13 protein-coding genes are annotated in these 14648 nt (G+C 41.1%); 5 read left to right on the top strand and 8 right to left on the bottom strand.

The genetic code is table 11. The features are described 5' to 3' along the window. Positions 1–121 precede the first annotated feature (121 nt). Together AC6UDA_RS01170 and hisS are read right to left on the bottom strand one after the other, a co-directional pair. A complete protein-coding gene (locus AC6UDA_RS01170) occupies positions 122–1582 on the bottom strand; it encodes an amino acid permease (protein ID WP_500710551.1) in 1461 nt (486 codons plus the stop codon). Between the two features lie 64 nt (positions 1583–1646). Next, complete coding sequence (gene hisS / locus AC6UDA_RS01165) at positions 1647–2837, bottom strand: histidine--tRNA ligase (RefSeq protein ID WP_500695457.1); 1191 nt, start codon at positions 2835–2837, stop codon at positions 1647–1649. A 234-nt stretch (positions 2838–3071) separates the two neighbouring features. Here hisS and guaB point away from each other — a divergent pair, with 234 nt between their 5' ends. Next, positions 3072–4214, top strand: coding sequence for an IMP dehydrogenase (gene guaB / locus AC6UDA_RS01160; RefSeq protein ID WP_500710549.1), 1143 nt, complete (start codon positions 3072–3074; stop codon positions 4212–4214). A gap of 10 nt (positions 4215–4224) precedes the next feature. Next, a complete protein-coding gene (gene guaA, locus AC6UDA_RS01155; RefSeq protein ID WP_500710546.1) occupies positions 4225–5784 on the top strand; it encodes a glutamine-hydrolyzing GMP synthase in 1560 nt (519 codons plus the stop codon). 52 nt (positions 5785–5836) lie between these two features. Here guaA and AC6UDA_RS01150 read toward each other — a convergent pair whose 3' ends face one another. The 6 genes from AC6UDA_RS01150 to AC6UDA_RS01125 are packed head-to-tail and all read right to left on the bottom strand — an operon-like array spanning position 5837 to position 9891. After that, positions 5837–6595 carry a hypothetical protein gene (locus tag AC6UDA_RS01150; protein ID WP_500710543.1) on the bottom strand — a complete coding sequence of 253 codons (759 nt, stop codon included), beginning with the start codon at positions 6593–6595 and terminating at the stop codon, positions 5837–5839. Between the two features lie 11 nt (positions 6596–6606). Further along, entirely contained in the window at positions 6607–7230 is a 624-nt protein-coding gene (locus tag AC6UDA_RS01145; RefSeq protein ID WP_500710540.1) for a hypothetical protein, read from the bottom strand. After that, positions 7220–7678, bottom strand: coding sequence for a zinc-ribbon domain-containing protein (locus tag AC6UDA_RS01140; protein WP_500707644.1), 459 nt, complete (start codon positions 7676–7678; stop codon positions 7220–7222). The genes AC6UDA_RS01145 and AC6UDA_RS01140 overlap by 11 nt, the downstream gene beginning before the upstream one ends. Further along, entirely contained in the window at positions 7671–8024 is a 354-nt protein-coding gene (locus AC6UDA_RS01135; protein WP_500707645.1) for a hypothetical protein, read from the bottom strand. Before AC6UDA_RS01135 ends, AC6UDA_RS01140 begins: the two co-directional genes overlap by 8 nt. Next, positions 8014–8571, bottom strand: a complete 558-nt coding sequence (locus AC6UDA_RS01130) for a hypothetical protein (protein WP_500710538.1) — start codon at positions 8569–8571, stop codon at positions 8014–8016. The genes AC6UDA_RS01135 and AC6UDA_RS01130 overlap by 11 nt, the downstream gene beginning before the upstream one ends. A gap of 57 nt (positions 8572–8628) precedes the next feature. Beyond that, on the bottom strand, positions 8629–9891 hold the full coding sequence (locus AC6UDA_RS01125; protein WP_500710535.1) for a LysM peptidoglycan-binding domain-containing protein: 1263 nt from the start codon (positions 9889–9891) through the stop codon (positions 8629–8631). 400 nt (positions 9892–10291) lie between these two features. Here AC6UDA_RS01125 and AC6UDA_RS01120 point away from each other — a divergent pair, with 400 nt between their 5' ends. From AC6UDA_RS01120 to AC6UDA_RS01110, 3 genes are all read left to right on the top strand, one after another. After that, entirely contained in the window at positions 10292–10543 is a 252-nt protein-coding gene (locus tag AC6UDA_RS01120) for a TetR/AcrR family transcriptional regulator (protein WP_500710532.1), read from the top strand. 461 nt (positions 10544–11004) lie between these two features. Continuing rightward, positions 11005–11784, top strand: a complete 780-nt coding sequence (locus AC6UDA_RS01115) for a hypothetical protein (protein ID WP_500710530.1) — start codon at positions 11005–11007, stop codon at positions 11782–11784. Positions 11785–11887: 103 nt separating this feature from the next. Next, positions 11888–13774, top strand: a complete 1887-nt coding sequence (locus AC6UDA_RS01110) for an acyltransferase family protein (RefSeq protein ID WP_500710528.1) — start codon at positions 11888–11890, stop codon at positions 13772–13774. The last annotated feature ends 874 nt before the right edge of the window (positions 13775–14648 follow it).

Raw genomic sequence — 14648 nt, 5'->3', positions numbered from 1 at the left:
CCGCTAGTAAGGATAGCCACGGAGCACCTATCAGCTTCTATTTAAACTAAAATTAATGAATATCAAAAAGACGACTGAACTATCTGAAAGTTCAATCGTCTTTTAATTTTTCCAAATTTAATTACAATTTCGGTTGAATCAGTAAGATGACCCCAATGACGGCCACCACTAGAATGGCAATGGCAAAGTAGCGTTCGTACTTACCAAAGATTGGTTGACCCGGTGCGTACTGTTTTCTCGCGTACATAAACAGTGGGATTCCTAAAGCGTAGATCACGAAGGCAATCGTCAGGTATTCCAGTCCGGCGGCGTAGCCCATGAAGATGGTTCCTAAAATTGCGAGCGCTGAAACCAAATAGGCACTCTTTCTAGAAACGGATAGTTTGTGCCCTTCAGGATTGAACGTTTTCTCATTGCGACTAATCTTGAACAGGTACATCATCGAAATCAGGTACGGTGGCACCGTCATCGTTCCCACGATCGTCAGCGTGAAATTAAAGGCCCGCCCCGCAAAATGGGTAAAAATGATAATCAACTGAATGACGACAACCGTCATGAACAACGAGTGAATCGGAACGTTGTTCTTGCCCATCTTTCTAAAGAACTTCGGGAAGGTTCCGTCCATGGAGGCTGCTCGGGGCATTTCAGATAAAACTAAGACCCACGTCAACCAACTGGATAAGACGGCGACAATGACGCCAAAGGTGATGATTAATCGTCCCAGTGGTCCCAAAACAATCTGCATCAAGGCCCCAGTTGACGGACTCTGCAGGTTCGCCAGTTGACCGTAACTGCGTAAGCCTAGTGGCAAAATCGAAACCAAGGCGTACAGAACCAAACAAATCAAGAAACCGTATTTAGTGGCCTGACGCACGTCCTTTTGACTCTTGGCGTTACTTGACAGTACCACGGCTCCTTCAACCCCAGAAAAGACCCACATCGTGGTCATCATGGCGTTTCGAACCTGGGAGAACAAACCGCCCATGGCCTTGTCATCAACCTTTGGCAACGTCTGAGACGCCAACATGTTGGTGGTAAAGGCGTGCCAGTTGAAGACCACAATCATGGTAATGATGAAGATCGCCACAATCGTCAGCATGCAGATGGTTCCAAACACATCGACGTGACTGGTAACCCGGATGCCCTTTAAAATCAGGTAGGTCATGAGCCACAACACGATGGTTCCGCCAATAATTGAGATCCAGTTATTGCCACCCGTAAACGTCCCAGGCCAAAACGCGTTTAACGTCGACATCAAGAGGACCGAATACGCGGCAACGGCAAACGACTGACAGATCCAGTACCCCCAACTTACAAAGAAGGCGGTAAAGTTGCCAAAGCCGGCGTGCGCATAGTGATACAACCCGGTGGTGTACTGTGGTCGAACCTCCGATAGGGTCATAAACGAACGCACAATAAACCAGATAATTAATCCGGATAGTGCCCAAGCGATGATTTGGGCAATTGCGCCGGCATGGAGTGCCATGTTTTGTGGCAAATCGTAGATTCCACCACCAACCATCGCTGATAGTACAAACGCGGTCAGACCAATAGTTCCGACCTTTTCTTTTTTACTACTCAAATCCTCACTTCTTTCATCTTGAATTAAAAGAAAAAGGCGATATTATTCGCCCTCCTCTTGATAATTAATCCATTCGCATAATGTTTTTACTGTTTAATTTCTTGGCTTCTTTAATCTGACTCTTCATGCTTCGACTCTGAAAGTTGACTTCAACGGAATTCCCGTCGTTACGCAAGTCTTCAGCGGTTTTTAGGGCCTTATCAAGAATCTGATTCTTAACGTCAGCTTCCTTATCTTTCACGTCGGTCGCAATGAAGTAGTCAATCGAATCACTGTCATCGTTAGAGTTCACGATGGTTGCCAACCGTTCCTCACCAAAGGCAAAGCCAACGCCTCCGGTATCTTCTGGTCCACCAAACTCTTCTACCATGTGGTTGTAACGACCACCAGCACAAATCGTGGTGTAATCGTCCCCGAAGCTTGGATCCTTGGCCATGATTTCAAATACCGTATCGGTGTAATAATCAAGACCCCGAACCAACCGATCGTCAACGGTGTACGGAATGTCTAAAGCATCAAGGGCCGATAAAACATCATTAAAGTACTGCTTGGATTCATCCGTTAAACTGTCTTCTAATTTCGGAGCGTCAGCGACCAACTGCTGGTCCCCCTTGTCCTTACTGTCCAAAATCCGGAGTGGATTCTGTTTTAAGCGCCGTTTGGAGTCTTCACTTAATTGGTCCTCATACTTTGAGAAGTAAGCTACTAGGACGTCATGGTAACGTTTCCGACTCTCTTCGTCACCCAACGTGTTGATTTCAACCTTTAAATCGTTGATATCCACGCCCTTGAAGATGTCTAGGGCTAACGCAATCGTTTCAGCATCAATCTGGGGACTGGTAGCTCCGATTGATTCACACCCAATCTGATGAAATTCCCGATTATGAGTGGCCCCTGGACGTTCGTATCTAAACATCGCTCCCATGTAGAAAACCTTAACGGGCTTGGGATGTTCTGGTCCAAAGAGCTTATTTTCAACGAAGGAACGGACCACTCCAGCGGTCCCTTCCGGTCTTAGTGAGATATCTCGTCCACTTTTATCCTGGAAACTGTACATCTGCTTGGTGACGATATCCGAACTATCACCAGAAGTTCTGGTAAAGACGGGGGTTTTCTCAACTAGCGGAGTGCGCATTTCATGAAAGTCGTATCGAGCGAAAACGTCCCGCGCCGTATCTTCGATTCGTTGCCAAACACTGGTCTCATCAGGCAAAATGTCTGACATCCCTCGCACTTTCTTAAATTTGTCATCCATAATATTCCCATCTTTCTATTAATTGTTTAATTAAAATTCTGTCAAATAGATATACGTAGATTTTACCATTATTGAATTACTCTGTCTTGTCCGTCTTTATAAATCAGTCAAGCGCCAACTACATATGATTAAAGTTAACCAAAGAAAAATTGTTCGAGTTGTCATTGATGTTGCAACGTTTTTTATGGTATTCTATTAACAATTTATATAAAACTGAACAATAGGAGGAGTACGATGAAGGATTGGAATTATAAATTCGGGAAACAAGGATTAACATTTGACGATGTTCTCTTAATTCCTGCAGCAAGTGACGTGTTACCAAACCAAGTTGACTTAAGAACGACCTTAGGTAAAAACTTAAAATTAAACCTACCCGTTCTAAGCGCAAGTATGGATACTGTCACAGAGGCACCTTTAGCGATTGCGATGGCTCAAAACGGTGGACTCGGCGTAGTTCACAAAAACATGAGCGCTAAAAAGCAAGCAGCTGAAGTTAAAACGGTTAAAAATGCTGAAGTTACCGGTGCCAACGCTGCAGTTGATGACAATGGTCATTTATTAGTAGCGGGGGCCGTTGGGGTAACTAACGATACCTTCGATCGAACTCAATTATTATTTGATGCCGGGGCAGACGCCGTCATCATCGATACCGCCCACGGTCATTCCAAGGGTGTATTAGAAAAAATCGCTGAAATCAGAAACAAGTTCCCAGACAAAACTTTGATTGCCGGAAACATTGCGACCGGTGCTGGTGCCAAAGCCCTCTTTGACGCTGGTGTTGACATTGCCAAAGTCGGCATTGGTCCCGGTTCAATTTGTACCACCCGGATCGTGGCCGGTGTGGGAGTTCCCCAAATTACCGCTGCCTTCGATGCCGCCCAGGTGGCCGCCGATTACGGCAAGCAAATCATCGTTGACGGTGGGATGCAGTACACCGGAGACATCGTTAAGGCGCTCGCAGCGGGCGGCAGTGCCGTCATGCTAGGAAGTATGCTGGCAGGTACAACGGAAGCTCCTGGAGACGTTTATACGGGTGCTGATGGCAAGAAGTACAAGGCTTACCGTGGCATGGGCTCACTGGCAGCCATGGAAAATGGTTCTTCTGACCGATACTTTCAAGGCAAGGTCAAAGAAGAAAAGAAACTCGTTCCAGAAGGAATTGAGGGTCAAACCCCATACAAGGGTGACGTCTCAACCGTTCTCTTTCAGATTGCGGGTGGCCTTCGTTCTGGAATGGGATACACCGGCTCTCACGCCATTTCCGACTTAATTAATAACGCTCAATTTGTTAGAATTACTAATGCAGGACTACGCGAATCACATCCCCACGATGTGCAAATCACCAAATCCGCACCAAACTATTCAATCGATAAATAGGAGGAATTTGATGGCAACTGGTACAAAAAAACGTGATTATGATGAGATTTTAGTTCTCGACTTTGGGAGTCAATACAACCAATTAATCACCCGTCGTATTCGTGACATGGGCGTTTATTCAGAACTAAAACCACACACCATCACTGCCAAAGAAATAAAAGCGATCGCCCCTAAGGGCATCATCTTTTCTGGCGGTCCCAACAGTGTCAACGGCAAAGACGCCCTCGACGTCGACCCTGAGATTTTAAACATGGGCATTCCGATTTTAGGAATCTGTTACGGCATGCAACTATTGGCCCACGACCTAAAGGGTGGTCAAACCACCACCGCTGACGACAGTCAGTACGGTCCCGCTGAAATCAAAGTCACAAGTAATGATTCTGGCACGTTTAAGGGACTTGACCCCGATCAAACCGTTTTAATGAGTCACGGAGACTTTGTGACCAAAGTGCCAGACGGTTTCAAAGTAACTGCCACTAGTGAACAGTGTGCCATTTCTGCCATGGAAGACCCTGACAAAGACATCTATGCCGTCCAATTTCATCCCGAAGTTAACCTCACAAAACAGGGGAACCAAATGCTACACAACTTCGTCTTTGATATTGCCCACGCTAAGGATAACTGGTCAATGGACGACTTCATTGAAGATGCCATTACAAACATCAAGGAAGAAGTTGGCGACAAACGCGTCTTACTGGGTCTCTCTGGCGGAGTTGATTCCAGTGTGGTCGCCGTTCTCTTACACCGGGCAATTGGGGACCAACTCATCTCCGTCTTCGTTGACCACGGTCTGTTGCGAAAGAATGAAGCCCAACAGGTCTTACACACTTTGGGCGATGAATTTGGCTTAAACATTGACTTTGTCGATGCTAGTGACGAATTCTTATCCAAACTAAAGGGCGTCACCGATCCTGAAAAGAAACGTAAAATCATCGGGAAAGAATTCGTCGACACCTTCTCAAAGGAAGCCCGCAAATTCAAGGACGTTGATTTCTTGGCACAGGGTACTTTATACACTGATGTGATTGAATCCGGAACGGATACCGCCCAAACGATTAAGTCGCACCATAACGTTGGTGGACTACCTAAAGACCTCAAGTTCAAGTTAATTGAACCATTAAACAAACTCTTCAAGGATGAGGTCCGAGAAATCGGTGAAAAACTGGGAATGCCAGACGAGATGGTTTGGCGGCAACCCTTCCCCGGTCCAGGTCTCGCCATCCGCATTATCGGTGACGTGACTCCCGAACGATTAAAGAAGGTCAGAGATTCTGACGCCATTCTACGCGACGAGTTCAAAAATGCCGGTCTGGACAAGAAGGTTTGGCAGTATTTCACTGCCCTTCCTGGGATTCGGACCGTTGGTGTCATGGGTGATGAACGAACCTATGACGAGGCCATCAACATTCGTGCCGTTAATTCCGTTGATGGGATGACCGCTGAATTTGCGGAAATTCCGTGGGACGTCTTGAGTAAGGTCTCATCACGAATCGTCGATGAAGTTCCCGGGATTAACCGCGTACTCTACGACATCACCGGGAAGCCACCGGCAACCATTGAGTATCAATAAAAATAAATATACAAAAAAGATCCTCACTTTTAGTGAGGATCTTTTTTACTGATTACGGTCTCAACACCGCATACGCCTTGCCGATGAAGTCTTCAATTGCTTGAGAATCTGGCAATACAAATGAAACTTTCGGATAAAATGCAAAATTAGTCAAAATATCAAAGTGCCATTCATAGACATCACTCGTCGTTCCATTGGTGGTCGTACTAGCACCACCGACCGCAAAGTTAATATTTTTAATTTGTAGTGGTATCGCCCCACCAACCGTGCCAGAGTTAGAAGTGGTCTGTGAACCAGTATGAACCCGTTCACGGCTGACTTCTTTAATGTTATCTTTGTTGTAGATTACTAGCAGGTCTTTATCCAATTCAAAATACATAAATCCCTTATCGTAATAAATAATGGCCTGATTATCAGTTTTAAAGCTACGCCAAAAACTGTCATTCAATCCTAATTGATCCACTAAATTATTAATCAATTTATCCATATATTGATAGTAATAATCCAAATAAGTCTTTCTAGCATTGGCTAAGTTTTTTCTCACCATGTTAGGAAAGAGTCCTTTTTTACGCATCAAAAAAGCTAGAATCCAGAACAGAATTCCCAAACCATCTGCCACCAAAAAGAAGAAACCTAAAACAATCATTATCCATTTAGCGACGTTTAAAAGCACCAGGTAAGTGCCGTCTTGTGATTCAGTTTGAACATAATTCCTAGTAATTTCCTTGCCCTTTTCAGAATGCGCAAAATCTGGAAGTCCGGTAAATTCAAATAATTTATATTTGCCGGGTATTTTTATTTTATTGTTCATTTATCTCTTCCTTAGTTGCTAGTCCGTCCATAAACCACCGTGTGATTGTTATTACTGGTCCAAACCACAATCATATCAGTGTCATTGGTTTTGCCGTTAGACGTATAGGAAGTTGTGGTTCCCTTTGGAAAGAAACTGACCGACCAATTAATTGGTGTGTCTTCGTCTTGAAGTGAAGCAACTAACGAACCGTTATTTTCCTTATAAGTTAATGAATGTGACCCACTATTGTCGGTTAACGAATTAGCGTTCATCTTGATGTCACTGTTTGAAATTTCATCTTTAGTAACACTCAAGTTGTCCGTTCCACCAGGTTGAACAGTTGGACCTTGAGTACCAGAGCCACCCACATTATTTTCAATGTGACCGACTTCTTTCCACTGGCCGGCAATGCTACTGTAATCACCGGACTGTATCTGACTAAGGTTCATTGCCGCCACTTTAGGAGCTGCAGTCTTAGTATCAGACTTACTGGTCGTTACCTTTTTAGGAGCCCTCTCTTGCTTGTGTTTAACCACACTAGAAGCACTCGACGATTCCTTTTTAGGACTGTCATTTTTAGAAGCGCCACATCCAGCAAGGGTTAGAACGCTCAGGGCGGCAATGCCCATTAACATAACTTTTTTAGTTTTCATCTTTTATATACGTCTCCCCCGAAACTTTAATTGATTTTTTATTGTTGAAAAGTCTTCCAGTTCCAGTAGTACCATCATTTTCAGAAAATTTAATCTTATTCCCATCAATAGTGTAGGTTCCAGTTCGACCATTTTGTTCAGTAAAATTGGTTCCTTTAAACGTAAATCGCGGTCTAACTTTAACAGCCAAATTATTATTACGATCCGTATAAGTCCCACTAAGCTGAGTTACATAAGAAGAATAGATGGCAAATCCAACTATTCCAACTAATAATAATGCCGAAATAATCCAATTAAACTTCTTTCCGTTTGTTTTTCCCTTATGATTTTCAGAAGTAGCACCACTACTGGTCGAATTGGCTAACCGATAGCCACAGTTAGGACAGAACTCAGCATCACCACTAATCGGCTTACCACAATTGGGACAAAATCTTTTATCATTATTCATCTTTGGTATATTGAACTCCCATCAACTTAAATGACTTTCTATCATGTGATATTTGTCCAGCCGTTTTAGCTTTGTGCTTCCCATTTTCTTCGGTCAACTTAATTTGGTTGTCCTTAATTTCATAGGAACCTTTTTTATCGCCCATTTGGGTAAAGTAATTTCCTTTAAACGTAAAACTCAGCTTCATTTTGGCCGGTACACTTTTACCATCAGCAGAATATGTGCCATCAATATGATTTCGATAATTGGTATAAACTCCAATTCCAAGTAACAGCAGCACTAAAATCGACATCACAATCCAAGTCAACCAACTGTGATGATTAGCTTGTTTTTTATCATTTTTCATCTTTGGTATATTTCATCCCCATCACATCTAACGACTTCCGATTATCAGATAACTTTCCCTCAACCGTACTGTTTTTGCCATTATTCTTTTCGGTCAACTCAATATTATTACCATCAATCTTATAAGTTCCCTTTTTGCCGTCATCTTCAGTAAAACCGTTGCCTTTAAAGGTAACTCTACTCTTCACGTTCGTAATTAAGAGATTGGTATTATGTGTATAAGTTCCGCTAAGATGAGTCCGTTGATCGTGGTAGATTCCAAATCCAACACCAAATATCACGACAACCACAGCAACGATGGCAGCAATACTAACCCAACTAGCTTTAATCTCGTGCCTCGTTTTTTGACTCATCTTTTTAGAAACATTTTCAAAGGCATGATTAACTGACTGAGAAGCATTCTGAAAGGTATGTTCTCCCTTAGTTTGATTCCCCTGATTATTGGAATTAGTCGGACCCATCAGTTTACGTCCACAGTGCGGACAAAAGTCAGGGTCACCCTCAATGGGTTTGCCACAATACGGGCAAAAATGATTGTGATTTTCCATAATATTTTTAAACTCCCAAAATTGTAGTATTTTTTTGTTGAAAATTAATTATTGAAATTATGATTCAGAAACTGCCAATGTGAATGATGCGTGGACTTTACCATTTACAACATTAACGGAAACATTTTGTAAGTTTAATGCCGTGATAAAACTCAAGGAATTTTGGATCAATGATGCATTACTGTTATCCCACAACAAATCAGCTAACTGTTGATCGGATGTAATCATGGATACATCTCCATCAACACTCCCATTAATAGATAAATGACCAGCATTTGGATTTGGATCAACTTGTGGCTTGCCAAATGAAGCTACCTTAGCTTGTAAAGCAGCTCTGACACCAGCTTCATCAGGAGTGAAAGCTAGTTTTGGTGTATTGCTTCCATTATTTGTTGAGCCACCGTTGTTAGACGGATTAGTAGGCGTAGTTGAGCCACCATTGCCAGTACTTCCACTACCGTTGTTGTTAGCGGGTGGAGTTACTTGGCCGCCGTTGTTAGTGTTTCCACCGTTATTAGATGGATTGGATGGAGTTGTGCTTCCACCATTGCTGGTCGAACCACCATTACTTGTAGAACCTCCGTTTTGTGACGGGGTAGTTGAACCACCATTATTAGTTGATGGAACTGGAGTAGTGTTTCCGCCCTTTGATGGTGCTACCTGCCCACTGTTATTTGAGGGAGTAGTTTGATTGCCATTGCTGGTACTTCCGCCATTTTGTGATGGTGTTACTGAACCACCGTTGTAAGTTGGAGTGGTCGGAGTACTTTGACTTGTTCCGTTATTCTTTTGTGATTGAGTTGAAACTTGGGTGTTAGAGCCCGTCTTACCAGCCACTTTTTCACTAGCTGCTGTTACGTTACCAGTGGTCTTTTTAGTATTTGCAGCAGGAGTTTGAGCAGTTGCTGCTGAATTTTGGCCCTTAACTCCGGCTTTCTGACTAGCTCCAACAACTGGTTGAGCTTGGACGTTTCCAGCACCATTTTGGAGGTTGTTCCAACCGGCATAAATGCTTTCGCCAGGTTTACGGGAGTTCACTGGAATCACAATCTTTGAACCAGCGTAAATCAGGTTAGCATTTTGTAAATGGTTGGCGTCGGCAATGTCCTTTACAGTACTGTTGTACTCTTGAGCGTATCCAGATACCGTATCACCCCATTGAATGGTAATAACCTTTTTGTTACTAACTTTTGACGAACTAACTTGGTTGCCAGTCGTGGTTGAAGCATTCGTTGAAGCGGTGTTAGCGGTCACAAATACTCCTAGTGCTAATGAACTAAGTAATAATCCTTTAAGAACGTTCTTTTTATTAAATTCCATCATTAATCTTCCTTTCAAAACTAGTTTCTAAACAGCAAAGTAACTCTTGAATTAACGCAATTATTCAAATACAACAGGGAACTACGCCATTCCATTAACTTTTCATCATCTACCTTTACCTCAAAATTAGAATCGTTAATCAACATAAAACATCCCCTTTTTGTATTTCCCACTCCGTTTTAGAAAAAAATTACAAAAAGGCACGAGTGGCTTTATTAAAAATTAACAATTTGTTTTATTATTTACAAACTCCCAATTTTTGAACAAGGTGTCTAAGTATTGTCATAATCGGCTTTTAGGGTTGAACATTCGTCATAAAAGTGATTATCATTTAGACATAATGTATATTATTTAACAATAATATTCTTAACTAAATCTTAATATTTGAGGAGTCGGTACCGTGATTGCTTTAAACACGAAACACTTAATTGCACAAGCATTTCTAGAGTTATCTGTCACAAAGCCACTTTATGAAATCAGAATCACCGATGTAATCCAAAAGGCTGACTTGTCCAGAGGAACTTTCTATAATAATTTCAATAGTATCGACGACATCTTGGTTTATATCGAACGTGAAGTAGATAATCCAATTATCAGTGGCCTAAAGGCCATGGCTACCCCCCCCCAGCAATACCGAGCGTTCTCCATTTGAGTTGATTGCCGATTATTTACTACCTGCCTTATACGATAAAAGAGAGATTTTAAAAATTCTCTATAATCCCAATCTACGTGGTCATTGGACTGAATTTTTAAAAAAGCGTTACAAGGAATGGGCAATGAAAAATATTTTTAACAAATCGTCATCAAACAACAAAAATATTTCTACCAATCTTTCATGTGAATTTTGCGTCAATATGTATCTCTCAATCATTGAAATCTGTATGACTCAACCTATCCCGGAAGACCCAGAGCATTTTAAAGTGACCTTTCTTTTCTTTGTGAATACCCCGATAACCTTAATGATTTAAAAAGGTAAGTAGCTTATGACTAAAAAAGAGCTATTTCCACTAAAATTGGAAATGGTTCTTTTGATGATTGTACTAGTTACCCCCCTATTTTGATGTATACTTATCCTTGGATTTTATATCAAAATACATAACGAGGATGGTTATTATGAATATCAAGAAAATCGTTCTTTCACTTCTAGTCGGTACTACCATGTTTGCCGGTGGACTGTTTGTAACCCATCCAAACGTGGTCCACGCTAACTCAAATGTAGCGGCAGGTACTGCGCAAGGTCAAGTTGTCGTCCAGTACGTCAATGCTTTAACTGGTCAACCAATTCGTGCCAGTAAAGTTATCTATGGTGCTCCTAACAGTATGCTTGACCTATCAAACGACGTTCCAAACATTCCCGGCTACGTTGCCGGAAGCAACCGAGCTGATAACGGTGGTAACACCTATCCAGCTGCTGGTCAGTCAATGACGGTCACCATTGCGTACCAACCACTCAATAAGCCACAGCAAAGTGGGAATTATCAAGGTGGAAACGCAACATCTCCTTCAAACGGCACGACCACAAACGGACAGAATAACGGTTCAAGTGGCGGAAACGCAGCGATAAATAAAAACGGTAATTCTCAAGCAAATAATAACCAAGGACAAACCGTTAACAGTAACGAACCTAATCAAGCAAATAAATCTAAGCAACAAAATAAAGAACAAGCTACTAAAAATCGTAACAATCAAAATAAAACCAAAGACCAGCAAAAGCAGAAGAATAAGCATCATAATGACAAGAACCAAAAGACTAAAAGAGACAAGCGGAACCACAAATCAACCAAGAAAGATCACACTGGATGGATGATCAGTGGTATTATTGTCATTCTAATTGTCGGAATTGGAGCTTTTGTCTGGTATCGCGTAAGAAAAGCACATCATTTTAGACACTAAGTTAACTTAATCAATTGTAGGTGAAAAGACTGTCAAATAATGTTGTTTGACAGTCTTTTTAAGTCGGAATTAGTAAGCATTGAATTAGTAGGGAATTTTAATAATGGAAACAAATATGGCAAAAAATCGTTTTATCACTGGCTTCACAGGACTTAGAGCACTAGCAGTTATTTGTGTTATTCTCTACCATCTCAATCAAAATATCTTTAGTGGTGGCTACTTAGGTGTTCCAGTATTTTTGACTCTTTCAGGATACCTAATTACCGACCATTTAATTAACGAATATGAATCAACTGGACATTTTCGGTATGGTCACTTCTGGTACAAAAGATTAAAACGTTTATACCCAACCTTAATCGTGATGTTATTTGCTACAGCAACTTATATCACATTATTTCAACGAAATTTACTGGCCAATTTGTGGCAAAGTGTCGTTACCAATTTAACGTACGTCTATAACTGGTATGAAATTGCTAATGGACAATCATACTTTCAAAATTTTGCTGGGTCTGAATCGCCCTTTACCCACTTGTGGACCCTTGCGATTGAAGGTCAATTCTACCTATTCTGGCCTTTAATTGTCGTTTTGTTGCTGTATCTTTTCAACAGAAACAAACACGGTTTTTTAAACAAGAAGAGCATTTTCTTTGTTGCTATTGGCTTATCCGTTTTATCAGCAATCCTGATGGCAATCTTATTTAAGCCTGGCACTGATCCAAGCCGAGTTTACTACGGGACCGATACCCGGATGTTCTCAATCTTACTTGGAGCTGCCTTAGCAATTGTGTGGCCCAGTAATCGAATCGTTAGAAACTCCGATCAAGGCCAAAGGACCTTCTTTGACGTCGTTGGACTAATCGGTGTCATTGGAATGGTATGGTTGATATTTACGGTAGGAGCTCAATCCACATTTTTGTATCATGGTGGAATGGTACTGTTCTCACTATTTACCGTTCTGATTATGTGGGCCATTCTCTCAAACATTAGTCATTGGAACTGGCTGATGACCAATCCCGTTTTTGATTGGATTGGTTCCAGAAGTTATGAAATTTATGTCTATCAGCTGCCTGTCTTTATCCTTTTCGAGGATAAATTCAAAAATGTTGCCAATCATCAGTTGTTATATGCCATTATTGAAGTTCTATTGATTATTGGTATTTCCGAGATATCGTATCGCTTTGTTGAAGTTCCATTTGGCAAATATGACTACAAAATCCTTTTTAGTAAACTAATTGAATTCATGAGTCACACCAAAATACGTGAAATCATTCTCAGTGTACTTGCAATAATCGGTGGAATTGGTATTCTTCAATCCACTACCATTAATCCTAAACAGGCTAATCACACTCAGCTTGCCAATAAAATTCAAAAGAACGCCAAAACCGAAAAAGAAAATAACAAAAATCTCGCTAAAGAAATCAAGAGTGGTAAAAAGGTTAAACGATCTACCAAAGACCAAAGCCAATTAGAAAAAAATGGCTTAACTGCTGCACAGGTAAAAGAAGCTCAAAATCTGTCCGGAACTGCAGTGGGTGACTCAGTTATGTTAGCTGGTCATGACGATTTACAGAAGATTTTCCCGCGTTTCTACATTGATGCCCAAGTTTCACGCCAACCAGCCGCTGCCGTCCCTGATATTAAAAGTTTAGCCAATCAAGGACTACTAGGCAAAAACGTTGTCATTGGACTGGGGACAAACGGTAACATTTCACCGGAAACGATGAAACAAATTATGGAGATTGCTGGTCCTAAGCGTCACGTTTTCTGGATTAACGTCCACATTCCAACTGAAACTTGGCAAAATTCAGTGAATGCCATGCTGAAAGACTCGCAAAAGAAGTATAAAAACTTGTACATCATTGATTGGAATGATTATATCAATAAGCATCCGAACTGGTTATACTCCGATCAAGCCCATCCAAATAATCAAGGAGCCCCAAAATACGCAACTTTTGTGGCTCAAAATGTTTTAAAGAACGCTATAAAATAAATATAACTAAAAAAGGAACTCCCAAATCTTTCGACTTGGGAGTTCCTTTTTTGGATACCTAACGTTAGAGTGTCTTACATATAATGTGACTTATTAGTTTTCGACTTATTTCGTTAGATACCACTATTCAGTAGAACTACGTAATCGTGACTTAATTTGCTTCTGACTACTTTCGTTTCTTCTTTTGCATACCAGCACCATTGACTAACCCGTCAATTCGCTCAAATGTCTCGCAGATTCCACCTGTTACTGGGAGTGTTATTGGCCGTGAAACCTGCTTAAGCAATGCATTTCCCACCACCCCGCGCAAACCGAAAAAACTCCAACAATCGCTACCAAACTAATCAGTGACAGCAATCCTACTATTAAAACAATCAGGCCATAAATGCCCAATTGTCGGTGATTGATATACATCTTCCACAAGTATTAATTCCGAAATGGCCCACCCGAAAATTAACTCATTTGATATTAAAGAAACCGCCAGGATCTTTTTATCATTATGTGTTTAATATTTATTTATGTTTATATCCCTCAATACTTGTGGCCTGACATGTATACATACGACAATCTAAGTTGTTGTTATTAGTTATTTTTGATTAATATGAAATACTTTTCTCACATTCAAAATTCCCGCAAACGAAACTTGATTTATCTTTAATTATAGAGATGAAACCACCTTCTCAATCTTTAATTCCACAAGTTATTTCATAAATAACGGCCTTTTATGGCGTAAAAATCTGATTAATTAAGTGGTTAAGCGTTTGCGCAAATTGTTTAAATTAAGTTGATCAATTACAGCTAAAGTCACTCAAACTTCTTGACCCCTTCTACAAGCGATACATGTTATTCAAACTGTAAACAATCCCACTAATCT

This window comes from Fructilactobacillus sp. X8R4C1 (genome assembly GCF_059900905.1).
This window is presented reverse-complemented; position numbering and strand designations above follow the sequence as displayed.

Coding starts and splice junctions, on each gene's coding strand:
- hisS (WP_500695457.1), bottom strand. CDS start 2,837: ATGGATGACAAATTTAAGAAAGTGCGAGGGATGTCAGACATTTTGCCT.
- guaB (WP_500710549.1), top strand. CDS start 3,072: ATGAAGGATTGGAATTATAAATTCGGGAAACAAGGATTAACATTTGAC.
- guaA (WP_500710546.1), top strand. CDS start 4,225: ATGGCAACTGGTACAAAAAAACGTGATTATGATGAGATTTTAGTTCTC.
- AC6UDA_RS01150 (WP_500710543.1), bottom strand. CDS start 6,595: ATGAACAATAAAATAAAAATACCCGGCAAATATAAATTATTTGAATTT.
- AC6UDA_RS01145 (WP_500710540.1), bottom strand. CDS start 7,230: ATGAAAACTAAAAAAGTTATGTTAATGGGCATTGCCGCCCTGAGCGTT.
- AC6UDA_RS01140 (WP_500707644.1), bottom strand. CDS start 7,678: ATGAATAATGATAAAAGATTTTGTCCCAATTGTGGTAAGCCGATTAGT.
- AC6UDA_RS01135 (WP_500707645.1), bottom strand. CDS start 8,024: ATGAAAAATGATAAAAAACAAGCTAATCATCACAGTTGGTTGACTTGG.
- AC6UDA_RS01130 (WP_500710538.1), bottom strand. CDS start 8,571: ATGGAAAATCACAATCATTTTTGCCCGTATTGTGGCAAACCCATTGAG.
- AC6UDA_RS01125 (WP_500710535.1), bottom strand. CDS start 9,891: ATGGAATTTAATAAAAAGAACGTTCTTAAAGGATTATTACTTAGTTCA.
- AC6UDA_RS01115 (WP_500710530.1), top strand. CDS start 11,005: ATGAATATCAAGAAAATCGTTCTTTCACTTCTAGTCGGTACTACCATG.
- AC6UDA_RS01110 (WP_500710528.1), top strand. CDS start 11,888: ATGGAAACAAATATGGCAAAAAATCGTTTTATCACTGGCTTCACAGGA.